This is a genomic window from Edaphosphingomonas fennica (assembly GCF_003034225.1).
Lineage (GTDB): Bacteria > Pseudomonadota > Alphaproteobacteria > Sphingomonadales > Sphingomonadaceae > Sphingomonas_E > Sphingomonas_E fennica.
On sequence record NZ_PHHF01000026.1, the window covers coordinates 92,402 to 115,774 of the forward strand.

22 protein-coding genes and 1 tRNA gene are annotated in these 23,373 nt (G+C 66.5%); 12 read left to right on the top strand and 11 right to left on the bottom strand.

The window, feature by feature from the left end; genetic code table 11:
* Window positions 1-37: 37 nt before the first annotated feature.
* The 3 genes from CV103_RS06360 to CV103_RS06370 all read right to left on the bottom strand — a co-directional run bounded on the left by CV103_RS06360 (window position 38) and on the right by CV103_RS06370 (window position 3,489).
* On the bottom strand, window positions 38-1,495 hold the full coding sequence (locus tag CV103_RS06360; RefSeq protein WP_107394348.1) for an NAD(P)-dependent oxidoreductase: 1,458 nt from the start codon (window positions 1,493-1,495) through the stop codon (window positions 38-40).
* Between the two features lie 155 nt (window positions 1,496-1,650).
* A complete protein-coding gene (locus CV103_RS06365) occupies window positions 1,651-2,454 on the bottom strand; it encodes an undecaprenyl-diphosphate phosphatase (protein WP_107394349.1) in 804 nt (267 codons plus the stop codon).
* A gap of 105 nt (window positions 2,455-2,559) precedes the next feature.
* Window positions 2,560-3,489 (bottom strand): complex I NDUFA9 subunit family protein, encoded by a 930-nt coding sequence (locus CV103_RS06370; RefSeq protein WP_107394350.1) that lies wholly within the window; start codon window positions 3,487-3,489, stop codon window positions 2,560-2,562.
* Window positions 3,490-3,598: 109 nt separating this feature from the next.
* Between CV103_RS06370 and CV103_RS06375 the strand changes: the two genes are divergently transcribed.
* The 6 genes from CV103_RS06375 (at window position 3,599) to paoC (ending at window position 10,365) form a co-directional block, all read left to right on the top strand.
* Window positions 3,599-3,685, top strand: a tRNA-Leu gene (locus tag CV103_RS06375).
* 90 nt (window positions 3,686-3,775) lie between these two features.
* Window positions 3,776-5,455, top strand: a complete 1,680-nt coding sequence (locus CV103_RS06380) for a site-specific integrase (protein WP_107394351.1) — start codon at window positions 3,776-3,778, stop codon at window positions 5,453-5,455.
* 103 nt (window positions 5,456-5,558) lie between these two features.
* Complete coding sequence (locus CV103_RS06385) at window positions 5,559-5,888, top strand: antA/AntB antirepressor family protein (protein WP_107394352.1); 330 nt, start codon at window positions 5,559-5,561, stop codon at window positions 5,886-5,888.
* 698 nt (window positions 5,889-6,586) lie between these two features.
* The gene (paoA, locus tag CV103_RS06390) at window positions 6,587-7,222 is read left to right on the top strand and encodes an aldehyde dehydrogenase iron-sulfur subunit PaoA (RefSeq protein WP_107394353.1); all 636 of its coding nucleotides are present in this window, start codon (window positions 6,587-6,589) and stop codon (window positions 7,220-7,222) included.
* Window positions 7,219-8,169 (top strand): FAD binding domain-containing protein, encoded by a 951-nt coding sequence (locus CV103_RS06395; protein ID WP_107394354.1) that lies wholly within the window; start codon window positions 7,219-7,221, stop codon window positions 8,167-8,169. Before paoA ends, CV103_RS06395 begins: the two co-directional genes overlap by 4 nt.
* Window positions 8,170-8,172: 3 nt before the next feature.
* Entirely contained in the window at window positions 8,173-10,365 is a 2,193-nt protein-coding gene (paoC, locus tag CV103_RS06400) for an aldehyde oxidoreductase molybdenum-binding subunit PaoC (protein ID WP_107394355.1), read from the top strand.
* Between the two features lie 34 nt (window positions 10,366-10,399).
* On the opposite strand, the gene CV103_RS06405 is transcribed toward paoC, so the two are convergent.
* Complete coding sequence (locus tag CV103_RS06405) at window positions 10,400-11,569, bottom strand: BamA/TamA family outer membrane protein (protein WP_170112570.1); 1,170 nt, start codon at window positions 11,567-11,569, stop codon at window positions 10,400-10,402.
* Window positions 11,570-11,810: 241 nt separating this feature from the next.
* Here CV103_RS06405 and CV103_RS06410 point away from each other — a divergent pair, with 241 nt between their 5' ends.
* Both CV103_RS06410 and CV103_RS06415 read left to right on the top strand, forming a co-directional pair.
* Window positions 11,811-12,485, top strand: coding sequence for a DUF3313 domain-containing protein (locus CV103_RS06410; RefSeq protein WP_170112571.1), 675 nt, complete (start codon window positions 11,811-11,813; stop codon window positions 12,483-12,485).
* A gap of 60 nt (window positions 12,486-12,545) precedes the next feature.
* Window positions 12,546-13,247: a DUF3313 family protein gene (locus CV103_RS06415; protein WP_107394358.1), complete on the top strand. Its 702-nt coding sequence runs from the start codon at window positions 12,546-12,548 to the stop codon at window positions 13,245-13,247.
* 233 nt (window positions 13,248-13,480) lie between these two features.
* On the opposite strand, the gene CV103_RS06420 is transcribed toward CV103_RS06415, so the two are convergent.
* The 4 genes from CV103_RS06420 to CV103_RS06435 all read right to left on the bottom strand — a co-directional run bounded on the left by CV103_RS06420 (window position 13,481) and on the right by CV103_RS06435 (window position 16,556).
* Window positions 13,481-13,999, bottom strand: coding sequence for a hypothetical protein (locus CV103_RS06420; RefSeq protein ID WP_146163390.1), 519 nt, complete (start codon window positions 13,997-13,999; stop codon window positions 13,481-13,483).
* Window positions 14,000-14,140: 141 nt separating this feature from the next.
* Window positions 14,141-14,962: a DUF2092 domain-containing protein gene (locus CV103_RS06425; RefSeq protein WP_170112572.1), complete on the bottom strand. Its 822-nt coding sequence runs from the start codon at window positions 14,960-14,962 to the stop codon at window positions 14,141-14,143.
* A 113-nt stretch (window positions 14,963-15,075) separates the two neighbouring features.
* A complete protein-coding gene (locus CV103_RS22355) occupies window positions 15,076-15,759 on the bottom strand; it encodes a hypothetical protein (RefSeq protein WP_107394361.1) in 684 nt (227 codons plus the stop codon).
* Window positions 15,756-16,556 carry a DUF2092 domain-containing protein gene (locus CV103_RS06435; RefSeq protein ID WP_170112573.1) on the bottom strand — a complete coding sequence of 267 codons (801 nt, stop codon included), beginning with the start codon at window positions 16,554-16,556 and terminating at the stop codon, window positions 15,756-15,758. The genes CV103_RS22355 and CV103_RS06435 overlap by 4 nt, the downstream gene beginning before the upstream one ends.
* A gap of 261 nt (window positions 16,557-16,817) precedes the next feature.
* Between CV103_RS06435 and CV103_RS06440 the strand changes: the two genes are divergently transcribed.
* Entirely contained in the window at window positions 16,818-17,831 is a 1,014-nt protein-coding gene (locus tag CV103_RS06440) for a SphA family protein (protein WP_107394363.1), read from the top strand.
* 34 nt (window positions 17,832-17,865) lie between these two features.
* On the opposite strand, the gene CV103_RS06445 is transcribed toward CV103_RS06440, so the two are convergent.
* The gene (locus CV103_RS06445; protein ID WP_107394364.1) at window positions 17,866-18,744 is read right to left on the bottom strand and encodes a bile acid:sodium symporter family protein; all 879 of its coding nucleotides are present in this window, start codon (window positions 18,742-18,744) and stop codon (window positions 17,866-17,868) included.
* Between the two features lie 177 nt (window positions 18,745-18,921).
* On the opposite strand from CV103_RS06445, the gene CV103_RS06450 reads away from it, so the two are divergent.
* On the top strand, window positions 18,922-20,025 hold the full coding sequence (locus tag CV103_RS06450; protein WP_107394365.1) for an HAD family hydrolase: 1,104 nt from the start codon (window positions 18,922-18,924) through the stop codon (window positions 20,023-20,025).
* Here the strand turns inward: CV103_RS06450 and CV103_RS06455 are convergent.
* Entirely contained in the window at window positions 19,959-20,318 is a 360-nt protein-coding gene (locus CV103_RS06455; protein WP_070932324.1) for a DUF1622 domain-containing protein, read from the bottom strand. The two genes, CV103_RS06450 and CV103_RS06455, sit on opposite strands and share 67 nt — an antisense overlap.
* A gap of 131 nt (window positions 20,319-20,449) precedes the next feature.
* Between CV103_RS06455 and CV103_RS06460 the strand changes: the two genes are divergently transcribed.
* A complete protein-coding gene (locus tag CV103_RS06460) occupies window positions 20,450-21,100 on the top strand; it encodes a response regulator (protein ID WP_070932322.1) in 651 nt (216 codons plus the stop codon).
* Here CV103_RS06460 and CV103_RS06465 read toward each other — a convergent pair.
* Window positions 21,087-22,268, bottom strand: coding sequence for a sensor histidine kinase (locus CV103_RS06465; RefSeq protein ID WP_170112574.1), 1,182 nt, complete (start codon window positions 22,266-22,268; stop codon window positions 21,087-21,089). The two genes, CV103_RS06460 and CV103_RS06465, sit on opposite strands and share 14 nt — an antisense overlap.
* 493 nt (window positions 22,269-22,761) lie before the next feature.
* On the opposite strand from CV103_RS06465, the gene CV103_RS06470 reads away from it, so the two are divergent.
* A complete protein-coding gene (locus tag CV103_RS06470; protein WP_211314358.1) occupies window positions 22,762-23,337 on the top strand; it encodes a patatin-like phospholipase family protein in 576 nt (191 codons plus the stop codon).
* Window positions 23,338-23,373 lie beyond the last annotated feature (36 nt).

Sequence of the window (23,373 nt, forward strand, 5' to 3'; positions counted from 1 at the left end):
ATCCCCTCAGGGGTATCATCTGGCTCGGCCCGCCGGTTCAGGCGGCCACCTTCTCGCGCGCCGCGCCGGCCTTCGCCTTCAGGAAAGCGTGCATCCGGTCGGCCACGTCGCGGCCGTCGCGGATCGCCCAGACCACGAGGCTGGCACCGCGAACGATATCGCCGGCGGCGAACACGCCTTCCAGGCTGGTCTGCATCGTCTTGTGATCGAGGCGCAGCGTGCCCCAGCGGGTGACGGAAAGCTCGTCCACGCCGAACGCCCGGGGCAGATCCTCCGGATCGAAGCCCAGCGCCTTGACGACGAGGTCCGCCTCCAGCCGGAATTCGCTGCCGGGGTCCGGCTCCGGCGCGCGGCGGCCCGAGGCGTCCGGCTGGCCGAGGCGCATCTTCGTCGCGCGGACGGCCGAGACGCGGTCGCCCTCCCCGTCCGCCTCGAACGCTTCGGGCGCGGAGAGCCAGACGAACTCGACGCCTTCCTCCTCGGCATTGGCGACTTCGCGCTGCGAACCGGGCATGTTCGCCCGGTCGCGGCGGTAGAGGCACTTCACCGACTTCGCGCCCTGGCGGATCGCCGTGCGCACGCAATCCATCGCCGTATCGCCGCCGCCGATGACGACGACATTGCGGCCGGCGGCGTTCAGGCTGCCATCCTCGAACGCCGGGACTTCATCGCCGAAGCTCTTGCGATTGGAGGCGATGAGATAATCGAGCGCGTCGACCACGCCGTCCGATCCCACACCCGGCGCCTTGATGGCGCGCGGCTTGTAGACGCCGGTGGCGATCAGCAGGGCATCGTGGCGCTCGCGCAGCTCGGCCATGCCCGCATCGCGGCCGACCTCGAACCCCAGGTGGAAACGGATGCCGGCTTCGACCAGCCGGGCGACGCGGCGCATCACCACCGGCTTTTCCAGCTTGAAGCCGGGGATGCCGTAGGTAAGCAGGCCGCCGGCGCGATCGTGCCGATCGTAGACGTGGACCTCATAACCGCGCGCGCGCAGCAGTTCCGCCGCCGTAAGGCCCGCCGGGCCGGCACCGATGATGCCGACCGACTGGCCGCGATCGGGAAGCGGCCGGATCGGCTCCACCCAGCCTTCCGCCCAGGCGGTGTCGGTGATGAATTTTTCCACCGATCCGATGGTGACGGCGCCATGGCCCGAAAATTCGATGACGCAATTGCCCTCGCACAGCCGATCCTGCGGGCAGATGCGGCCGCAAATCTCCGGCATGGTGGAGGTGGCGTTCGACAGCTCATAGGCTTCGCGCAGCCGGCCTTCCGCCGTCAGCCGCAGCCAATCGGGGATGTGATTGTGGAGCGGGCAATGCGTGGAGCAATAAGGCACGCCGCATTGCGAGCAGCGCGACGCCTGCTCCTCCGCCTTCACCATCTCATATTTGCGCGCGATCTCGCCGAAATCCGCGCTGCGCTCTCCCGCCGGGCGCTTGGCCGGATAATCCTGCCCCACCCGGACGAACTTGAGCATGGGGTTATCCGCCATGAACCGTCTCCTCGAACGGCCCATGACTCATCGAAAGGGCGGAGTCACGTCGAATTTGCGATATAGGTTAGTATTAATGACCTATTATTTCGACATTCCGTTCATCCTGGGCGGCATCACGTCAAGAAAGCCTTGAAACAAGGTCCGTATCGGCCTTATCTCGCTAGCAGCCAGACCAGGGCGATGCCGCCGGCGACGATCCGGTACCAGGCGAAGGGCGCGAAACCATATTTGCTGACGATGCCGATGAACCAGCGGATCACCACGAGCGCGACGATGAAGGAGACGACGAAGCCCACCGCGATGGCCAGCCAGTCATCGCTGCCGAGCGCGCCGCCGCTCTTGTAGAGATCGTAGCCCGAGGCGGCGAGCATGGTGGGCACGGCGAGGAAGAAGCTGAACTCGGCGGCCGTCCGGCGCTCCACGCCCAGGCCCAGCGCGCCCATGATCGTGGCGCCCGAGCGGCTGACGCCGGGGATCATCGACAGGCACTGGACGAAGCCGATGCCCAGTGCCGTCTTCCACCCCATTTCCTCCACGCTGTGGGTGGAAGGCGCGCGCACCAGCCGCTCGATGACGAGGATGGCGATACCGCCGACGATCAGCGCGACCGCCACGATCACCGGCGTCTCCAGCATCGCCTTCACCACCTTGTAGACCATCAGCCCGATCACGGCGGACGGCAGGAAGCCGAGCGCGATGTTGCGGGCGAAGGCGATGGCGCGCGCGTCGCCGCGGACGAGGCCCGCCAGCACATCCCAGAAGCGCCGCCAGTAGAGCACGATCACCGCCAGGATCGCGCCGAGCTGGATGACGATCTCGAACGTGCCGGCGGCGGCCGAATTGAAGCCCAGCAGCTCGCCGGCAAGGATGAGGTGGCCGGTGGAGGAGACCGGGAGGAATTCCGTGACCCCCTCGACGATGCCGAGGAGGATGACGACGATCAGCGCGGGAAGCATCAGCGGGGGCGTCTTTCGGCCGGGCGGGCCGCCGTGGCGACAGCCGCGATGGGGGAATGCGGGTGAAGCAGGGCGGGGCGCGGCCGAAGCCCCGCCCCTGCCCGATCAGGCCGGCTGCTTGGCGAAGCGGCCGTGGCGACGATACTGGACCAGCCAGCCGGGGGCGACGGCTTCCAGCGGGGCCGGCTTGATGCCGAACGCCTCGAAGCCCTCCGCGCCGCCGGCGGCGACATTGTCCTTCTGCAGCATCAGCCACTGGTCCCAGGTGATCGGCGCGCCGGGCGCCCAGCCGCCAAGCCGCGCCATCAGCCGGGCCGCCCCATCGGGGATCGACAGGATCGCGGGATCGCGGCCCGCCGCCTTGGCGATCCAGGCGTTGAGATCGGCCATGGAGAGCGTTTCCGGGCCGCCCAGCTCGAAGGTCCGGCCGGCGAAGCGCGCGGGATGGAGCGCGGCCGCCGCGACCGCGCGGGCGACATCGGCGACGAACACCGGCTGCAGCTTCACGCCGCCGCGAATCACCGGCAGCACCGGCATGCGCGCCATCTGGGCGAATCGGTTCACGAAATGATCGTCCGGCCCGAAGATGATCGACGGGCGCAGGACAGTCGCCTGCGGGAAAACGGCGCGCACCGCCGCCTCGCCCTGGCCCTTGCTCCGCGCGTAACGGGATTCGGCATCCGCGTCGGCGCCGATCGCGGAGACATGCACCAGCGCGTCCACGCCCGCATCGCGCGCGGCTTCCGCCACGTTGCGCGCACCGCCGATGTGCACGGCCTCGAAATCGCCCTTCAGGATGCCGACGAGATTGATCACCGCATCCGATCCCTGGACCACGCGCGCGACGCTCTCGGCGCGGGTGATATCGGCGGCGGCGAACTGCGTCTGCCCCAACCCGCCCAGCGGCTTGATGAAGAAAGCCCGCTTGGGATCACGCTCCGCCAGGCGCACGCGGGCGCCGGCCTTCAGCAATTCCTGCGCGACATAACGGCCGAGAAAGCCGGCGCCGCCGAACAGGGTAACAAGTGCAGTCATGTCCCGATTCCCGAGTTTTGGAAAAAATTTCGTTCGCAACCGCAATGCCGCCCATGGCGGCTGTTGACAAGCACCGACAGCCTCCCCTAAAGGCCGCCGCCTACCCCGTGCCCAGATGGCGGAATTGGTAGACGCACCAGCTTCAGGTGCTGGCGATCGCAAGGTCGTGGAGGTTCGAGTCCTCTTCTGGGCACCATCACTCTTCGGGGCCGCAGAAATGGCGGATTTCTGAGAGTTACAGCAGCCGGTGGCACATAAACCTGTCACATACGGGGCTGCTGAACCGATGGCGAGAACCGCAAACCTCATCAAGCGCAGTGGACGCTGGTATTTCAACCGAGCGTATCCAAAAGACCTCTGGCCGGTTCTCGGAAAGGCTCCCTTCCGGTTGTCCCTACAGACCGACTCGCTAGAGCTTGCCCAGCGTCGCCGCTCGGAAGCCGATCAGCAATATTGGGCTGCGGTGGACGCGGGGCGCAAAAAGTTGGGCGAGGCGCATCCGCGCCCGCTGACGGACATTGAGGCTGTCGGCATCGTGTCGCGCTGGTTCGCTGAGCGGAACCGCGAGTTGGACGAAGGACACCTGCATGAACCTACGCCGGCCGAGGGCTGGGACGCGGCCGTGCAGGGCAGCGAGTTCGGGATCGCCGAAGCTACTCGCCGGCTGGGCGCGAGCGATATTCAGGCATTCGCACCGCTGGCGGAGCGAGTGCTAGAGGCCGAGGGCATCAAGGCCGATCCGTCCAGCCGAGGTTATACAGCACTGCTGCAACTCTTGGCCCGCGCCAACAAGGAACTATCCCTCCTCGATCTTGCGCGGCTCCGGGGCGATTTCGGTTACCGCCCAGCCGATCCGGTCATGCTCGCGGCGTTGGAGGCGAAGCCCGCCCCGAGGCGCACCATCGCCGACCTAATCACCACCTACCGGGCCGATAAAGAAGCCGGCTGGTCGCCATCGACACGGACCTCTTACGAGCCCATCTGGCGGCTACTGAAGGAAACCCTCGGGGAAACCCGCCCGGTCCCGAGCCTCACCCGTGATGATGGCCGCACGCTGTTCGAAACCGTGAAAGGGTTGCCGCGCGGTCTCGGCAAGATCGTTGCCTTGCGCGGCCTCACCGTGCCGCAGGCCGTCGAGAAGGGGCGTGAACTTGGGTTGCCCACGCTGGCCCCTAAGAGCATCAACGACATCTATATGGGCTTCCTGAAGTCCATCTTCGGCTGGGCCGTCGCGGAGCAATGGCTGTCGACCAATCCCGTCGAGGGGCTGCGGGTAAAGGACGACGTGGCGGACGCAGAGAAGCGAGACCCGTTCACCGTGGCACAGCTTGTCTCGCTATTTGCCGATACACCTTGGAGTCCACGCGACGAGACCCCGAGGGGCAAGCCGCTGCATTTCTGGGGTCCGTTGCTGGGATTGTTCCATGGGATGCGGCGCGGCGAGATCGCGCAGCTTGATGTTGCCGACGTGACGAAGATCGACGGCTACGATGTGATCCTAGTCCGAGGTGGCGACACCAAGCGCCTGAAGACCGTCAACGCCCGCCGGATGCTGCCGGTCCATCCTGAGCTTGTCCGCATGGGTTTCCTCGCGTTCGTCCAGCGCCAGAGGAAGACAGGTAAGACGCAGCTTTTCCCCGGCGAGGCGGCCAACGAGCGCGGCCAGTGGGGCGACGGCCTGTCCGATTGGTTCCAGCGCAGGGTGAAGGCGCTTGGCCTTACGGGCGTGAAGCTGGGGATGCACAGCCTCCGTCACAACTGGCAGGACCGGCTCCGAGAGGCGGGGCTTCACGGGACCGCAATCGGGCAGGAACTGGCGGGACGATCCAAGGGCGGCGACGTGTCGAGCAACTACGGATCGGGCTTCGCTACGGCGACACTGGCTGAAGCGGTGGAGAAGATTCGATACCCCGAACTGGATATGTCGCACCTATACGTCATCGCTGCGGAGCAGAGCGAGACATAGCCCGCCGCAGATAATCCGCGCACTCCATGCGCCATAACACCGATAGGGCCGCTCAGGGTGTCAGAGGGACGGGCAGCCGGGCCGCGAGCTGTAGTCGCGGGGGATGATCGTATTTCCTGCATCCGACTTCGCCACCGCCATCATCCCGCAGGATCGCGACGGGGTCACCATGGTCGACGCTCGCGCCTTGCATGGGTGGCTGAAGGTCAGGAGAGGTTTCGCGCATTGGTTGCAGGATCGCATCGGCGACTATGGGTTCGAGGAGGGCACCGACTTCTGGTCAAATTTGACCAAAACTCGCGGCCGCCCCCGACAGGACTACACCATCACCGTCGACATGGCGAAGGAGCTGTCCATGGTCGAGCGCACCGGGCGCGGCCGGCAGACCCGCTCGCATCTAATGGCGCAGATTCGACCATCTCACGGCAAATAAGCCACTGATCTAGCGACCTTAAATTTCGGCGTGCCAGTCGTGACGTGGCACGCTTTTTTAGCCATGATTCCGGTGAGTTACACAGTAGGGCGCTCATCCTTGAACATCACGTCGCAAGCGGACATCGAAGTGCTGGGAAAGTGGGCGCTCGCCGTCGTTATGTTGGCACGGGAAGCGCCTCCCCGCCTCTCCGCGTCGCAGATGGCCCTTTTCGCTCTGGCGGCCCTCCATCACCTGCGCGCCAGTCCCTCCTTTTGGCGATATTCTTCGCCGCGCCGACCTTAGAATAGACTTTAAGGTATTTTTTCCGTCCGCTAACATCCGAACTTTTCCAGACGATCCGATGGTGTTAATGATGGTTCCGGCGATTTCCTGCTGACGATTTACGGGGGAAATCAGCCGCTTGGGTGCCAAATGGGAGTGTTTTCCTGGCACCATTTTCCAGATAACGCTGGAAACGTCTAAGAGCTGTCCTGGGGCAACCCTCTCGGCGCGTGCACGCGCCCTCTTCCCGATCGACATTTTGATATTTGATACATGCTTCGCGCGTGCGGATGGGCCAAGATCGCGTATCCGGTGGATTCGGTCGCGCGCCCGTATCGCACGTCGCAGATGTCGGCGGGCGGGCACAATCCGCGTCCGGCCGCGTTTGGAACAGGTCGGATCCCCGGAATTGGCGATGAAGATGAGGGCGGATCATGCTGGAAGCGGACGATCTGGAGCTCACGCGCAGGACCGTGCTGGTGGGTAGCGCCGCATCCGTGGCGGCGACGGCCGTGCCCGTGACGGCGGAGGCGCAGCCGCCCGCACCGCCTTCGCCGGCAATGGCCAGGGTGGCCTTTACGGTGAACGGGCGCGAGCATGCGCTGGAGCTCGACACGCGCACGACGCTGCTCGATGCGCTGCGCGAGCAGCTCCGCCTCACCGGCACCAAGAAGGGTTGCGATCACGGCCAGTGCGGCGCCTGCACGGTGATCGTCGACGGGCGGCGGATCAATTCCTGCCTGACGCTGGCCGTGATGCACGAGGGCGACCGGATCACGACGATCGAGGGCCTCGGCACGCCGGAGGCCCTGCACCCCATGCAGGCGGCCTTCATCAAGCATGACGGCTATCAGTGCGGCTATTGCACGCCGGGGCAGATCTGCTCCGCCGTCGCGGTGCTCGACGAGATCAAGGCCGGCATTCCCAGCCATGTCTCGGCCGACCTCACTGCCCGCCCCAAGGCGACCAACATGGAGCTGCGCGAACGGATGAGCGGCAATATCTGCCGCTGCGGCGCCTATTCCAACATCGCCGAGGCGATGGCCGAAGTCGCGGGGGTGAAGGCATGAAACCCTTCACCTACGAACGCACCGCCACCCCCGTCGAAGCCGCCGGGGCGGCCGCGCGCACGCCGGGCGCGAGCTTCATCGCCGGCGGCACCAACCTGCTGGACCTGATGAAGCTGCAGATCGAGGCGCCGGCCCACCTGATCGACGTCAACGGTGTCGGGCTCGACCGGATCGAGCCGGCCGGAGACGGCGGGCTGCGCATCGGTGCGCTGGTGCGCAATACCGATCTCGCCGCCGACAAGAGGGTGCGCCGCGATTATGCGGTGCTGAGCCGGGCGCTGCTGGCCGGGGCATCGGGCCAGCTGCGCAACAAGGCGACGACGGCCGGCAACCTGCTGCAGCGGACGCGTTGCCCCTATTTCTACGACACCAACCAGCCCTGCAACAAGCGCCGGCCGGGCAGCGGCTGCGCGGCGATCGGCGGGTTCAGCCGCCAGCTTGGCGTGATCGGGGTGAGCGAGGCCTGTATCGCGACGCACCCCAGCGACATGGCCGTGGCGATGCGGCTGCTGGATGCGACGGTGGAGACCGTGAAGCCGGACGGCACGACCCGCGCCATCCCGATCGCGGACTTCCATCGCCTGCCCGGCAATACGCCGCATATCGAGACCGCGCTGGAAGCCGGCGAGCTGATAACCGCCGTGACCTTGCCGAAGCCGCCGGGCGGACGGCATATCTACCGGAAGGTCCGCGACCGCGCCTCCTACGCCTTCGCCTTGGTATCGGTTGCCGCCGTGATCCAGCGCGACGGCAGCGGCCGCGTCGCGCTGGGCGGCGTGGCGCACAAGCCGTGGCGGGTGGAAGCGGCCGAGGCAGAACTGCCGCGCGGGGCGAAGGCGGTCGCCGCCGGGCTGCTCGCCGGCGCCCGGCCCACCCGCGACAATGCCTTCAAGCTGCCGCTGGCCGAACGCACCATCGCCGCGGCGATCGACGAAGCGAGGGCCTGAGCCATGAAGTTCGAGACCCCGGCAGGCGCCAACCCGATCGATCGCGGCAAGGTGGTGGGCCGCCCGCTGGACCGCATCGACGGCAAGCTGAAGACCACCGGCACGGCCCCTTATGCCTATGAGCGACACGACGTGATCCCCAACCAGGCCTATGGCCATGTGGTGGGCGCGGCAATCGCCAAGGGGCGGATCGTGGCGATCGACCTGGCCGAGGCGAAGGCCGCGCCGGGCGTGCTCGCGATCGTCACCGCCGGCAATGCCGGCAAGCTCGGCAAGGGCCAGATGAACACCGCCCGGCTGATCGCCGGGCCGGAGGTGGAGCATTATCATCAGGCGGTGGCGCTGGTCGTCGCGGAGACGTTCGAGCAGGCGCGCGCCGCCGCGCATCTGGTGCGGGTGGATTATGCCCGGACCAAGGGCGCGTTCGACCTTGCGGCCGCGAAGGGTGCCGCCACCATGCCGAAGGGCGACGAGGATTCGCTGGTGGGCGATTTCGCCGGTGCCTTTGCCGCGGCGCCCGTCCAGTTCGACGCCGAATATCGGACGCCTGACGAAAGCCATGCGATGATGGAGCCGCACGCCTCCATCGCCGCCTGGGAGGGCGACAGGCTGACGCTCTGGACCTCGAACCAGATGATCAACTGGGGCAAGGGCGATGTCGCGCGGAACCTGGGCATCGCGCCGGAAAATGTGCGGCTGGATTCGCCCTATATCGGCGGCGGCTTCGGCGGGAAGCTGTTCGTCCGCGCCGATGCCGTGCTAGCCGCGCTCGGCGCCAAGGCGGCGGGACGGCCGGTGAAGGTGGCACTCGCCCGGCCGATGATGGCGAACAACACCACCCATCGCCCGGCAACCATCCAGCGCATCCGCATCGGCGCGACGAAGGACGGCAGGATCACGGCGATCGGCCATGAAAGCTGGTCCGGCGATCTACCCGGTGGCGGGCCGGAAACGGCGGTGCAGCAGACGCGGCTGCTTTATGCCGGCGCCAACCGGATGACCCGGCTGCGCCTTGCGGTGCTGGACCTGCCCGAGGCGAATGCCATGCGCGCGCCCGGCGAGGCGCCGGGGCTGATGGCGCTTGAAGTCGCCATCGACGAGATGGCGGAAAAACTGGGCATGGACCCGATCGAATTCCGCATCCTCAACGATACCCAGGTCGATCCCGAAAAGCCGGAACGCCCCTTTTCCCAGCGCCAGCTCGTCGCCTGCCTGCGCCAGGGGGCGGAGCGCTTCGGCTGGGGCAGGCGCAACGCCACGCCGGGCGCGGTTCGGGACGGGCGCTGGCTGGTGGGCATGGGGGTGGCGGCGGGCTTCCGCAACAACCTGCTGCAGAAATCCGCCGCGCGGGTGCGACTGGAAAACGACGGCCGCGTCACGGTGGAAACCGACATGACCGATATCGGCACCGGCACCTATACCATCATCGCCCAGACAGCGGCGGAGATGATGGGCGTGGATATCGGCAGGGTGGTGGTGAAGCTCGGCGATTCCGACTTCCCCGTTTCGGCCGGATCGGGCGGGCAATGGGGCGCCAACAACGCGACGGCGGGCGTCTATGCCGCCTGCGTGAAGCTGCGCGAGGCAGTGGCCCAGAAGCTGGGCTTCAACGCCGACGCGGATTTCGCGGACGGGCGCGTCACCAGCGGCAATCGATCGGTGCCGCTGGCGGATGCCGCCCGCGACGGGCCGATCGCGGCGGAAGACCTGATCGAATATGGCGATCTCCACCGCAAATATCAGCAGTCGACCTTCGCCAGCCACTTCGTCGAGGTGGGGGTCGACCGCTTCACCGGCGAGACGCGGGTGCGCCGGATGCTGGCGGTCTGCGCCGCCGGCCGCATCCTCAACCCCAAGTCCGCGCGCAGCCAGGTGATCGGCGCGATGACGATGGGGGTGGGCGCGGCGCTGATGGAGGAACTGGCGGTCGACAAACGCTTCGGCTTCTTCGTCAACCACGACCTTGCCGGCTATGAGGTGCCCGTCCATGCCGATATCCCGCACCAGGAAGTGATCTTCCTCGACGAGGTCGATCCCATATCCTCGCCGATGAAGGCCAAGGGCGTGGGCGAGCTGGGCCTGTGCGGCGTGGGCGCGGCCATCGCCAACGCGATCTACAACGCCACCGGCGTGCGCGTGCGCGATTATCCCGTCACGCTCGACAAGCTGATCGCCGGGATGCCCCTTTCGGTCTGACCGTCCGCGCCAACTTAGGATCGGTCGATCGCCCTTAGAACGCCTCCGCAATGCTGAAATAGAGCGCGTTGGAATGCTTGCCCACGGCGAAATCCAGCCGGAGGTTCACGTTGGTCTTCCGCGATGGCTGGAACCGCAGGCCGCCTCCCCCGGCGGGCAGGAACTTGGTGTCCGTAAGATGGCCGAGGCTGGGGGAGACGCCGCCGACGCCGCCGAAGACGACCGCGCCGATCCGCCAGAACAGGTGCTGGCGGATCTCGGCCTGCGCCGCCCAGGTGGCGCCGTCGCGATAGCGCCCCGCCTCGTAGCCGCGCAGATCGTTGTTCATGCCGTAGAGGCACAGATCGTAGAAGGGCGTCCCCTTGGACGCTCCGCACACCGAGGCGTGGAGCGCGAGCACGGTGGTTTTCGACAGCGGCCGATAGACGTTGCCGGCAATGGTTATCTTGTCGCTGGAAAAATCGCTGCCCAGCGCCTTCACGTTGAACATCCACTGGATGTTGAACAGCTCGCCATTGCGGGGGTTCAGGCTGTTGTCGCGGCGGTCATAGGTGAGGACGGGGCCGATCTGCGACAGCTTGCTGTCCGCCTCGAACGGCGGAATGTTGAGATCGGGGAAGATCGGGTTGGGATTCTTGATCGTCGTCTTGAGATCGAGGAACTGATAGCGCGGCCCGATATAGACGTTCTTCACGATCCGCATCTGCGCCTGGAGCATCGCGCCCGCGCCCTTCTCGTCCAGCTTCACGGAGACGCCGCGATCGCCGGCATGGGGCCCGATGCCGTAGAATTTGATATTGGCATTGCCATAGCCTGCAAAGCCGGTGATCCGGAACCGATCATGGTCGAGCGACATGCTGTGGAAGGCGCCGGCTCCCCAGCTGCCGTTGCTCGTCTTCATCACGCCGACGCCGGTTATCCACGGTTCGGGCGACTGGTTGGGGTTATAGAACATCACGCCCGCCAGCGTCAGCCCGCTGCCCAGCGTGGGGTTCGAAAGCGGGATCGGCACTACCAGCAGATCATGCCCTCCCGCCATCGCACCCGCGGCCTTGGCGTTCTCGCTCATCTCCTTCACCGGCTCATCCGGGGGATAGGCGCGGGCGGGAGCGGCCCAGAGGAGGGCGAGGCCGGCGATGGCGACCAGCCGCGAACATATAGTGCAGCGGGTTCCCATCGTCACCTCCGGCCGGATGCCTGGCATGTCGGGATCATAAGGCCGGGCACCGGCGCCCCATATCCGGCTTACTCGGGAGTTGGGCGCGGGGCTTACCCCTAGAAAGGGCCGATCCCGGCGTTCCATCCGCCGATCCAAGAGACTTGCCGATCCAAGAGACTTTATGCCCGCGAACCAGGGTTATCCCCGATGGCAACGGGCGGCCGCGCATTCGATCATGCGGCCGATATTCGCCCGGCCGGCGAAGATGTGGCCGATGGGAGGTCGTATGAAATCCTTGCCCCTGATCGCTCTGCTGCTCGCCCTTCCCGCCGTGGCGGCGGCCAAGGACACGCCCACGAAGCAGCGCCCCCCCGCAGGCATGGCCGAAGCGGCCATGATGGCCCACGACAAGCCCAAGAGCGAATCCTGGACATATAAGAAGCAGGGCCTGAGCCTCGCCCCCTACAGCAAGATCATCATCGACAAGACGGTGATCTACAACGGGCCGGACGCCCAGTTCGGCAAGATCAGCGCCGCGGATCAGGCGCAGTTCGGCGAATATATCACCGCCGAGATCGAGATAGAAGTCCAGAAGAAATTCCCCGTGGTGCAGACCGCCGGACCGGGCACGCTGCGCCTCAGGGTGACGCTGCTCGGCGTCGAGGCCACCGCCGGCGGCGTCGCCACCGTCACCCATGTGCTGCCGATGGGGCTCGCCCTCAACGCGCTGAAGAGCGTGGCCGGCAAATCGGGCACGATGACCGGATCGCTGCTGTTCGCCGTGGAGGTATGGGATTCCCAGACCAACGAGCTGCTCTATGCCGCCGTCCGGCGCAAATCCCCCGGCGCGATGGACATACCGGCCACCGTATCGACCGGCGATACCGTGAAGGAAGTGGCCAAGGATCTGGGACGGGACATAGCCGACCGGCTGGACAAGGCGCAGCACCCGGCATCATGATCGAAGGACGCTTCATGGCGTCGATCGCCGACAGGACAAGCTGATCGAAAGGCGCAAGCGATGTTGAAGGGAACTGCCGTCCGGGTGGCCGCCTTGTGGCTTCTGGCCGCCCTGCCCGCCACCCCCTCATCGGCGGCCAAGCCGCCCGACACCTGGGATAATCTCCACAAGATCCATTCGAAGAAGATGGATTATGTCTATCTGCTGCCCGGCGCCGATTTTCGCACCTATACCAAGGTGATGCTGGATCCGACCGAGGTGGCGTTCGAAAAGAACTGGCTGCGCGATTATAATAATTCGTCCGTCGCCATGACGATGCGGCTGAGCGATTCCGATGCCCAGCGCATCCTTTCGCAGGTCCAGACGGGCTTTCACGACATATTGAGCAAGGCCTATGCCAAGGGCGGCTACCAGGTGGTGAACGCCCCCGGCCCGGATGTGCTGCGGCTGCGGACGGCGGTGATCAACCTTTCGGTGACGGCGCCCGATACGATGCCGGCGGGCCGGGTGCGGACCTTCTCACGCGATGCCGGCGGCGCGACATTGGTGCTGGAAGCGCGGGATTCGCTGAGCGGAGCGGTGCTGGGCCGCGCGGTCGATTCTCGCGATATCGGCGACAGCATGCCCTATTTCCGCAACAGCGTGACCAACCGGGGCGCCTTTTCGGACGTGTTCGATCGCTGGGCGAAGATCAGCGTCGACGGGCTGGGCGAACTGAAGGCGCAATCGCCGATCGACGCCGACGGCCTCCAGAAACGCTAGGCCGGGTGGGCAACCCCCGGCCGGAACGACTACCGGATAACGAAGCGCCCCGCGCGCCTGCCTGATGGCCTGGATGTCCGGGGAAACAGCCCCCTCCTCCGTGATTCCCGCGCAGGCGGGAATCCATCGTGTCGGGCGTCATCGACTCAGTCGAGCGAGCCGCGTCCATCGATCAGCCAGGCTCGCCCACGGCTCCCGCCTGTGCGGGAATGCCGGGGCCGCCTTCTTCGGCATCATTGCGGCGGATTGACCACGATATATTGCGCCGTGGTCCCGGAATATTGCGGTTGATACCAGACCGAGCCGCAACGCTGATAGGCGAAGTTGTTGACGACCACGGTGGAGCAGCCGGAGGGCAGCGCCGTCACCACCGATCCCGTCGTCACCACGGTGGTGGTGGAGTGCGATGAGGCCGCGGCCGCGCCGACCACCGCGCCGGTGACGGCGCCGACAGCCAGGCCGGCGCCGAAGCTGCCATTGTCATCCCAGTCGCCACCATAATAACCGCCGCCATAATAGCCGCCATGCACGTCGACATTGACGTTGCGATTGACGTTCCGGTTCACGTTCCGATTGACGTTGTGGTTCAGGCTGACGCGCGATGAATCGCGCACGCGCAGCGTGCCGGCATTGCCGCCGCCGGGCCGGGCCACGGCCGGGCGGGCGGCGGGCCGCGCCATCGCCGGCCGCGCCGCGCCCCCGCCGCGCCTTGCGCGCTGCGGCGCCATTGCGAGCTGGGTGGGCCGTTCCATGCCGGGAGGCGTCGCCAGCGCGGGCGCNGAGCTGGGTGGGCCGTTCCATGCCGGGAGGCGTCGCCAGCGCGGGCGCGACGGGCGTCAGCGTCGTGGCTGCCAGCAGCAGGCCGGCGATCGCGCCGATACGAAACGTGCCGTTCATTGCCTTCCTCCCTTGGCGGCGCCGGGATCGACCTGCCCGAACGTGATCTGGTGGCTGCCCGCAGGCGGCGCGAAGGTAAATTGCGCATCGGTGAAGCGCTTGCCGGTCGTCCAGTCGAGCACGACCGTCGTCTGCGGTTGCGCCGGATCGTCGGTGTTGACGATGACGAGCTTGCACGGCAGCGCGGACTCCGCCTGGTCTATCCACAGCTGCCAGTCGGCGCCTTCCTGCCGGAAGGCATAATGATCGCAGGAGCGGGTGCCGATACGATCCCATCCGGCGTAGAGCGCCTCCTCGATCCGATCGACGGGAAAATCGGGCGTGCCCCATTCGAACAGGTCGGCCAGCGGCGTTTCGAGACCGTAGCGATCGGTCGCGATCCGCAGCATCTCGCGGATCGTGGGGGGTGCGTCGAAGCTGGCATAATAGCCGGTCTTGGGGCCGAAGACGGTGAGCTTGCGCCCGTCATAATAGATGCTGCGCTGCTTGCGCGCGGAATCCACGGCGATCAGCAGCCTGTCAGGCTGGCGCACGTCCATGGTGAGCAGCAACGATCCCTGCAGCTTCTGCCCGGTTTCCAGCACGTCCTCGGTGGTGAGGTCGGCACGAAGCTCGAACGCGGTGAGGGCTCGCAGCGCCGTGCCCATCCGATCCAGCGCCTGCTTCACGCGCGGCGGGATCGGCTGGGCCTGCGCGGCTTGCGGGGCGGCGGCGGAAGCCGCGGGTGCCGTTTGCGCGGCCGCCGCGCCCGGCGCGGCCCCCGGCGCGGCCATCGCCATGCAGATGGCGACGGCAACCTTGCCTGAACCAGCACGCATCTTCGTCCTCCTATGTCCTATGTCCAGGCTGCCGGCCCGCCGGTAACGCCATTCCGGAACGCAGGCCGGCAGGCGGCATGCACCGCCTTCCGCGGCCGGGGATCGGGCCGCCTTCAAGGCGCACCCGGCGGCGGCGCGACGACGAGATATTGCACCGCCGTCCCCACGAACTGGGGCTGATACCAGACGGTGCCGCATCGTTCGTAGGTGACGGCCCCGATCGGCGTCGCCACGCAACCCGCCGGCAGCACCGTAACCACCGTGCCCACGGTGCCCGTGGCGGCAGCGGGAACCACCACCGTGGTATCGGACGAGGCGGCTGCCGAGCCGATCACGGCCCCCGTCACCGCGCCAAAGGCCATGCCCGCCGCGAAATCGTCATCCTCCCAATCGTCCCAATAAGGGCCCCAGCCCCATGCCGGCGGTGGGGGTGGAGGCGGCGGCGGGGGCGGCCCCGGCGGGCGGGGGCCGGGGCCAGGGCCGGGATGGGGGCCTGGCGATGGATCGGGATGCGGGCCGGGGCCGGGTTTCGGCGGCGGCACGCCACCGCCGTTCCAGCCCGGATCGACGCCGTGATCGAAATGGCGGACGCTGCCGGAATCGCCGCCGGGCCGCATTCCGCCCGCCGGCCCGTGCTGCGGCAAGGCCCGGCCATGCATGGCGCCGCCGCCCATCCGGCCGGCGAAATTATGGCCGATCCCCATGCGGGCGAGGCGCGCCTCCGCCGCGGAACCGGCGATCGACGCCGCGACCGCCACCAGCGCGGCGCCGGCAAGGACGATCCCGCGCGCGATCATGGCCGGTCTCCCTGTTCGGCGACCGTGGACAGCTTGACCGGCGTCACCGCCGCCGTGGGCTTGAAGGTGAAATGGTCGGCCGGCAGCGCCACGCCGGGATTCCATTGCAGCAGCGCCGAGAATGCCGGCTTCATGGGATCGTTGCGCGAGGTGATGACGATCTTGCGCGGCAGGGGCTGGCTGCCGCGCTGGATCCATATCTGCCAATCGAGATCGGACTGGCGATAGAGATACTGGTCGGTATCGACGCCCGCTATGCGCGCATAGCCGACATAGACCGCTTCCTGCAGATCATCGGCGGTATCGTGGCCCGCCGCCCAATAGAAGAAATCGGGCAAAGGGAAGATGAGATCGTATTTTTCCGCCGCGTCGACCAGCAGATCGCCGACCGCGCCGGTGCGGGAAATGGTGGCGAAATAGCCGTAGCGCGGCGCATAGATGGTCAGCGCCTTGCCGTCATAATAAAGCCGCCGGATCATCCTGTCCGATCGCCAATCGACGAAAAGCTTGTCCGGCTTGGAGAATTCGTAGCGGACCCGGCCCGAATACTGGACCTTCAGATCATCCCCGACGACATCGTCGATCGTGGTTTCCGCCCGCAGCTCGAAGGAATTGATCTGGCGCAGATAGGCGCGGAAGGCTTCGAACGCCTTTACCGCCACCGGATCGATGCTGCCCGATCGCGCCGCCGCCGGGGCCGGGGCCGCCATCGCCGCGGGCGAGGCTGGCGCCGCCAGGGCGAGAAGCGCCGCCAGGGAGGCGGCCGCGAAGGCATCTCTGGGGATCGTGATCGACATGGACGGGATCTCCGCAGCCAATGCCTGCGAACCTATCCCCCTGCCCGTCGCCAACAATCGGGAAGAACCCCGATACCGAACGGCAAAACCATGCAGGCCGGCCGGCGGCGATCCGATCCGGCCGCCGCCCGCCTCGCATGCCGCCGGCGCGCGGGCGGGGTGCGAGACCATAATATCCCCAGGCGGGCTAAGGGATTGTCCCGATGTTCAAGCGCCCCGCCCGATAGGACCATGCCCTGCCCCGCAGGAGGTGGTTCCGTCATGCCGCGCATCACGCCCCGATTTTCCATTCCCCGATTTTCCGTGCCATGCGTCGCGGCGATCGCCGCCATCGCGGCCTGCCCCCATGGTGCCCGGGCTTCGGAGGGGGGCGCCAGCCTCTATCTGCTGGGTTCGGGCGGACCGGAGACGGCGATATTGCCACCGCTGAAGGGCGTGTATCTGGACAATGAGATCTATGTTTACGACGGCAGCTCCAGCGCCAACCGCCGCTTCATCACCGGCGGCAATATCGTGGCCGGCCTGGACGCGACGATCGTGGCAGATTTCGCCAGCACCCTCTGGGTGCCGACCACCAATTTCCTGGGCGGCACGCTGGCCGTGGGCGCGATCGTGCCCGTCGGCGCGCCGATGGTGAATGTCGACGCGGTGATCGAAGGCCCGCTGGGCAACCAGTTCAACATATCCCGCCGGGATTCGTCCCTGCTGCTGGGCGATCCGGTGGCGACGGCGATGGTGGGGTGGGCGACCGGGAAGCTGCACCTGCAGTTCGCCACGCTGCTGAACGTCCCCGTGGGCCATTATCGCGAGGGCCGGCTCGCCAACCTCGCCTTCCACCGCTGGGCGGGCGACGCATCCTTCGCGGCGAGCTGGAACGATCCCAAGGCGGGCTGGGACATTTCCGGCAAGGCCGGCTTCACCTTCAACGGCACCAACAAGGTGACCGATTACAAGACCGGCACGGAATTCCACCTGGAGGCATCCGCCGAGAAGACATTCTCCCCCCAATTTTCCGCCGGCATCCAGGGATATTGGTTCAAGCAGGTGACGGGCGACGGCGGCGAAGGCGCGCGGCTGGGCAGCTACAAGGGCGAGGTTTTCGGGGTGGGCGGCACGGTGGCCACCCATCTCGTCATGGGCCGGTCGCCGGCGACCGTCCGCCTGCGGGTGCTGCGCGAATTCGACGCGACCAACCGGCTGGAGGGCACCTCCGTGATGCTGGGGCTGAGCCTGCCGCTGCACATGGAAATGCCGGCGGCGCCACCGGCGGAGTAGCTTCCCGGGGCCGATCCGCCTTCCCCGCTTCCCGCTACGCGCCCGAGGGCGCCGGGCCTTCCGCCGCCAGCCGCCGCTTTATCCATGCCTGGTAGGGCATCATGACGATCATGCCGACGAGGATGAACAGCAGCACGGCGGCCGATATGCTCTTGTCGCCATGGTTGGCGCCTGCAAGGGCCAGGGCGATGCCGGGATGCCGCATGGCCGCCGCGAAGGCGAGCGTCGCCCTGTCCCCCAGCAGCGGGCCGCCCAGCAAATGTCCGCCCAGCAGCGCGAGGACGGCGATCAGGGCCATGGCGACGATCGTCCCGTCGCCCACCAGCCCGATGAGTTCCGGCCAGACCCCGAGGATGATCGGGACGAAGGCCAGTATCACCAGCGCCATGGCGATCTTGACGATCACCGGTGCCGCGCGCCGCGCGCGTTCCGGCGCCAGCCAGCGGCCGAACAGCAGGCCGATCACCAGAGGGATGACGACGCCGATGAACACGTTGCTGGCGACGACCGCCGGCGGGAATATCGCATGGGCCGCATAAAGATGGGTCAGGATGATGCCCCATAGCGGCACGGTGATCACCGACAGCGCCGCCATCGCATTGTAGAGGCCGTAGGCATAATCGTTGCGTCCGCCGAATTTCATCATCTTGCCCGGCACCAGCGGCGGGACCGGCGATATCGCCATCAGCATGATGCCCGCGCGCGTCGCATGGGAAACGGGAAAGACGGCGATCACCGCGATGGCCACCAGCACGGGGATGACGCTGACGGCCAGCAGCGCCTTCGCCAGCAGCGCCGGGCGGCGAAACACGTAAAGCAGGTCGCCTCGCGTCGATGCAGCCCCAACCGCCACCACCAGCAGGGCGAGGCTGAAGGTGAGGAGCAAGGGAACGAGTTGCTTGAGCAGTTCCATGATCGGGCCGCCTGTCTGGTTTTCCCAGCAATGGACCGGATGCGCGCGCGAGTTGATCCGGCAAATCCCGCAGAGGATTGGAGGAAACTACCGATCGGGCCGCCATCGGTAGTTCCACCGATTTACAGGCCCGGACCCCGCCCGCAACCTTGGGGCGACCAACGGGAGAAGCACGCCATGACCAGGGCGACAGCCGATCGGGGACGCCGCCGCTTTCTTGCCGGGCTGGGCGCGCTGGCCTTCATCGCGGCCGTGCCCATGGCCGCCGGGGCCCGGCCCGCCGATCCGCTGCCGAGCTGGACGGCCGGTGCCACGCGAACGGCGATCGTGGATTTCGTGCAGAAGGTGACGGTGAAAGGCGACGCTTTCGTGCCGGTGGCCGAACGCATCGCCACCTTCGACAATGACGGCACGTTGTGGGCCGAACAGCCGCTATATTTCCAGTTCCTTTTCGCGCTGGACCGCATCCGCGCACTGGCCCCCCAGCATCCCGAATGGAAGGATCAGGAACCCTATAAATCGGCGCTGGCCGGCGACATGAAGGCGCTCGCGCTGGGCGGCGAAAAGGCGCTGGGTGAAATCGTGATGGCCACCCATGCCGGCATGACCAACGATGAATTCCGGGCGACGGTGAAGCAGTGGCTGGCGCAGGCCCGCCATCCCACAACGGGGCGGCGCTATGACGAGATGGTCTATCAGCCGATGCTGGAACTGCTGACCTATCTGCGCGCCAACGACTTCAAGACCTTCATCGTATCGGGCGGCGACACGGAATTCATGCGCGCCTTTGCCGAGCATGTTTACGGCATACCGCCGGAACAGGTGATCGGATCACGGATGAAGCTGGAATATCGGCTGACCGGCGATACGCCGGCCCTGGACCGCAAGCCGGTGATGGAATTCATGGATGACGGCCCCGGCAAGCCCGCCGCGATCGGCGCGATCATCGGCCGCCGGCCGCTGTTCGCCGCCGGCAATTCCGATGGGGACCTGCAGATGCTGCAATGGACGACGCTGCGGCCCGGCCCGTCGATGGCGATCATCGTCCACCATAGCGACCGGGCGAGGGAATGGGCCTATGATCGCCAGTCCGCGGTAGGCCGCCTCGACAAGGCGCTGGACGAAGCGCCGCGGCGCGGCTGGATCGTGGTGGACATGGCGAAGGACTGGAGGCGCATCTATCCCGATGCGGCGGCAGGCGCGGCTAACGGCGCTCAGCCCGCCCCGCCGCCCGTGGCCGGCGGCTCGCCCACGCTTTCGATGTCGCGTTCGAGGAAATAGCTGAGCCCGGTCCGGATCGCCGCAATGGCGGCCAGCTTGCCGATATCGTCCCAGGTAGGGGCGACGGCGGTGCGGATGATATCGGCCCCCAGCGCGAATTCGAGCGCAAGGAGTATCCAGGTCGCGAACCTGAGCCAGATCGCCCGGCGGGACCAATCCTGCGGCGCCTTGGTGGCGATGTTGGTGACGACCCGGACGGCAGCCTCGAACGCCCCGTAGGCGACCACGATCACCACCACGATCTCCAGCAGAAGGGCGGAATATGATGCAGCTAACTTTAGAGTTTCCTCCATATTGCACCCGTCTTTTTATTTCATGAACACTCCACCGCAGAACATTTGTTCCTGGCAATAATTTCATACAAATTTTAATATTGTTGATATTACATATCGTTCATAATATTATTCCGATCATGACCCAATGCATGCCGCCACGCAGGATATTGATCGCCGACGATCATGGCGCCATGCGCCGCGGCATCCGCGACGTGCTGGCGGAATGCCCGCACGGACAGATCGTCGCGGAGGCGGCGGACGGGCATCAGGCGCTGGAGATGGCGCGGGAGGCGCAGCCGCACATTGCGATCATCGATTATCTGCTGCCGCTGCTGAACGGGCGCGATCTGGCACGGGCGCTGGTCCGCGAAATCCCGAACATCCAGGTGCTGATCTACACCATGCAGGATCGCGACGACCTGCTGGCCGACATATTGAGTTCCGGCGCGCGCGGCTATGTGCTGAAATCCGATCCGTCCTGGCATCTCGTGGCCGCGGTGGAAGCGCTGGCGAACCGGCAGCCCTATTTTTCGGGCATCGCATCCGAGGCGCTGCTGCAGCATTTCCTGCGCGACACGCCGCCGGGCGCATCCGACACGCTCAACGGCCTGACCACGCGCGAGCGCGAGATCGTCCAACTCATTGCCGAGGGGAAGATCAACAAGCAGATCGCCCACCTGCTCGGCATCAGCATCAAGACGGTTGAAACGCATCGTGCCACTGCCATGCACAAGCTGAAGATACGGTCGACGGCGGAGCTGGTGCGCTACGCGGTGCGCAATAACATCACCCAGGCGTAAGCCGGATCGGCCCGTCCGCATCGCGCGGCCTGCGGATCGGCAGGGAGGCATGGACGAGCGTGCCCCTGGCGAGGCGGCGGATCTCGAACCGGCCGGCGAGGGCCTCGATCCGCTCGCGCATGCCGCGCAAGCCCACGCCCGTGCAGCAGGCGTGCGGCGCACATGCCGCCTCGTCTATGCCGATGCCGTTATCCTGCACCTCCAGCACGATCTGGCCAGCGCCCCCGCCGAGATGCACCGAGGCGCTGGCCGCGCCGGCATGGCGGACGACGTTGGACAACGCCTCCTGCGTCATCCGATACAGAGCAAGGTCGATGACATCGGAATTGGTGCGGCAGTCCGGATCGGCGGTGAAATCGATGCGCAGGCCCGTGCGGCGCGCAAAGCCCGTGGTGAACAGCTTGAGCGCGGCCGCGATGCCGTCGCAGCCCAGTTCCGGCGGGTGAAGCACGAAACTCAGCGTCCGCACCTTCTGCTGAAGCGCGATCAGCCCGGCCTCGATTTCCGAATAGGTCCGCCTTGCCCGCACCGAACGCGGCCCTTCCAGCGTGAGCAGGCTGAGCTGCATCACTGCAAGCTGTTGCGCGGTATCGTCGTGCAGCTCGCGCGCGATCCGCCGGCGCTCGTCGCCTTCCGCCTTGAACAGGAGCTGGCAGAAACGGTCGCGCTCGGTTTCCCGGCGCCGTCTGTCGGTGACATCGGCATGGCTGACGACGCAATATTCCGGGCTGATCGCCAGCCGTTGCGCATTCATGAGGTGATGCCGGAGGTCTCCGCCGACATCGAGCATATATTCATGCTCCAGGCGGGAGATGCGGCCTTCATAGAGCGCGACGAGGCCATCGCCCATCACGCGCGCGTCAGAGTTCGCATAGCCGGCCTCCCGGCACATCTCCAGATAGCTGCGGCCCATATAGGCATTGTCCGCCTCGCAGCCGGTAGCGGCCATGCGGGCCAGATTCCGCCATGCCGTGTTGACCGCGACGATCCGCATACCGGGATCGAGGATGGCGACATATTCGGGCAAGGTATCGATGATCGTGCGCACCAGCGCCAGAAAACCGCGAGGAAGCGGCGGCGGGGAATGGACTGCGAGCTGGCTGGGAAACGTGGCGGCGAGGCCGCTCCGCTCCGGTGCGCAGGTCCGCGTTCGTATCGCTTCGCGCATGTGTTCGACTCCCCAAGCACGTCCGGTCCGGACGCAGGAACACAAGCAGAGAAACCCCCGATTATCCCTTCCCTCTTGGCCTACCCTGTTTCGCGCCCCGATCGGGCAAACCCCAGCCCGAACGAAACGCATCGTCAATATACCTAGGAGTGGGGTGTGCCGTCATTCAGTGAAAACCCCTAGGACAAAAAAGAAGTGCGTCCTTTGGGCGCGACCTCCGGCGGCGACATGCAGTGCCGCCAAGTTACACCCCATCCAGCCAAGCCGTGCGTCGGCATGGGATATTTCATCCATTTCCGCGCTTCACTTGGCATGACCGCATTCCATCGATCATGACAGCCATATTTCGACGACCGGTCCGTATTTCACCTGATTGCGCCGGGCACGCTATCGCATTCCAATCCGACACGGCCGGCGTGCCGCGACAGACGCCGGATCGGACCATGCCGAGCCCGCACACCGCCGGCACGCGCGGCCCATGAAAGGGGCGAAGATGCACCACGATCGATCCGGCCCTCGTCGCTTCCGCAACGGACTTGCCATATTGATGGTGCTGCCCGTGACGCTGGCGGGGTGCGCCACGCCGAAGCGCCTGCCTGCCGTGCCGGTTGCCCAGACGGCGCGCGCGCAGCCGGCGATCGGCGCCATCCGCTTCCTGGCCGCGCGCGATCCCGCTCCCTTCGCGGACGAGGCCATCGCCTCGATAAGGAAGGAGCAGGCCTATCTCGCATCCCAGGGCAAGACCGAGCCTTTGCCGCCGGCATCCTATCTCGCCATATCCGGCGGCGGCGACAATGGCGCGTTCGGGGCCGGCCTGCTCAACGGCTGGACGGCATCGGGCACCCGCCCGGAATTCAAGGTGGTGACGGGCATCAGCACCGGCGCCCTTTCCGCCCCCTTCGCCTTCCTGGGGCCGGATTATGACGATGAGCTGGCGCGGGTCTACACCACCATCTCCCAACGCGACGTCTTCCGGATGCGAGGTCTGCTGAAAGGCTTCTTCGCCGACGCGATGGCGGATTCGACTGCGCGGCGACAACTACGATGGCCGGTTGAGCGGCGACTATGATGGCCGGTAGGATCGGTTGTCTGGTCTGATCGTAGG

Bases quoted from the DNA above. Each gene is read 5' to 3' on its own strand.
- CV103_RS06380 (WP_107394351.1), top strand. From the start codon at position 3,776: ATGGCGAGAACCGCAAACCTCATCAAGCGCAGTGGACGCTGGTATTTC.
- CV103_RS06370 (WP_107394350.1), bottom strand. From the start codon at position 3,489: ATGACTGCACTTGTTACCCTGTTCGGCGGCGCCGGCTTTCTCGGCCGT.
- CV103_RS06450 (WP_107394365.1), top strand. From the start codon at position 18,922: ATGACCAGGGCGACAGCCGATCGGGGACGCCGCCGCTTTCTTGCCGGG.
- CV103_RS06395 (WP_107394354.1), top strand. From the start codon at position 7,219: ATGAAACCCTTCACCTACGAACGCACCGCCACCCCCGTCGAAGCCGCC.
- CV103_RS06435 (WP_170112573.1), bottom strand. From the start codon at position 16,556: ATGTCGATCACGATCCCCAGAGATGCCTTCGCGGCCGCCTCCCTGGCG.
- CV103_RS06455 (WP_070932324.1), bottom strand. From the start codon at position 20,318: ATGGAGGAAACTCTAAAGTTAGCTGCATCATATTCCGCCCTTCTGCTG.
- paoC (WP_107394355.1), top strand. From the start codon at position 8,173: ATGAAGTTCGAGACCCCGGCAGGCGCCAACCCGATCGATCGCGGCAAG.
- CV103_RS06410 (WP_170112571.1), top strand. From the start codon at position 11,811: ATGAAATCCTTGCCCCTGATCGCTCTGCTGCTCGCCCTTCCCGCCGTG.
- CV103_RS06460 (WP_070932322.1), top strand. From the start codon at position 20,450: ATGCCGCCACGCAGGATATTGATCGCCGACGATCATGGCGCCATGCGC.
- CV103_RS06445 (WP_107394364.1), bottom strand. From the start codon at position 18,744: ATGGAACTGCTCAAGCAACTCGTTCCCTTGCTCCTCACCTTCAGCCTC.
- CV103_RS06440 (WP_107394363.1), top strand. From the start codon at position 16,818: ATGCCGCGCATCACGCCCCGATTTTCCATTCCCCGATTTTCCGTGCCA.
- CV103_RS06385 (WP_107394352.1), top strand. From the start codon at position 5,559: ATGATCGTATTTCCTGCATCCGACTTCGCCACCGCCATCATCCCGCAG.
- CV103_RS06465 (WP_170112574.1), bottom strand. From the start codon at position 22,268: ATGCGCGAAGCGATACGAACGCGGACCTGCGCACCGGAGCGGAGCGGC.
- CV103_RS06360 (WP_107394348.1), bottom strand. From the start codon at position 1,495: ATGGCGGATAACCCCATGCTCAAGTTCGTCCGGGTGGGGCAGGATTAT.
- CV103_RS06470 (WP_211314358.1), top strand. From the start codon at position 22,762: ATGCACCACGATCGATCCGGCCCTCGTCGCTTCCGCAACGGACTTGCC.
- CV103_RS06425 (WP_170112572.1), bottom strand. From the start codon at position 14,962: ATGCGTGCTGGTTCAGGCAAGGTTGCCGTCGCCATCTGCATGGCGATG.
- CV103_RS06415 (WP_107394358.1), top strand. From the start codon at position 12,546: ATGTTGAAGGGAACTGCCGTCCGGGTGGCCGCCTTGTGGCTTCTGGCC.
- CV103_RS06365 (WP_107394349.1), bottom strand. From the start codon at position 2,454: ATGCTTCCCGCGCTGATCGTCGTCATCCTCCTCGGCATCGTCGAGGGG.
- CV103_RS22355 (WP_107394361.1), bottom strand. From the start codon at position 15,759: ATGATCGCGCGCGGGATCGTCCTTGCCGGCGCCGCGCTGGTGGCGGTC.
- paoA (WP_107394353.1), top strand. From the start codon at position 6,587: ATGCTGGAAGCGGACGATCTGGAGCTCACGCGCAGGACCGTGCTGGTG.
- CV103_RS06405 (WP_170112570.1), bottom strand. From the start codon at position 11,569: ATGCCAGGCATCCGGCCGGAGGTGACGATGGGAACCCGCTGCACTATA.
- CV103_RS06420 (WP_146163390.1), bottom strand. From the start codon at position 13,999: ATGGAACGGCCCACCCAGCTCGCAATGGCGCCGCAGCGCGCAAGGCGC.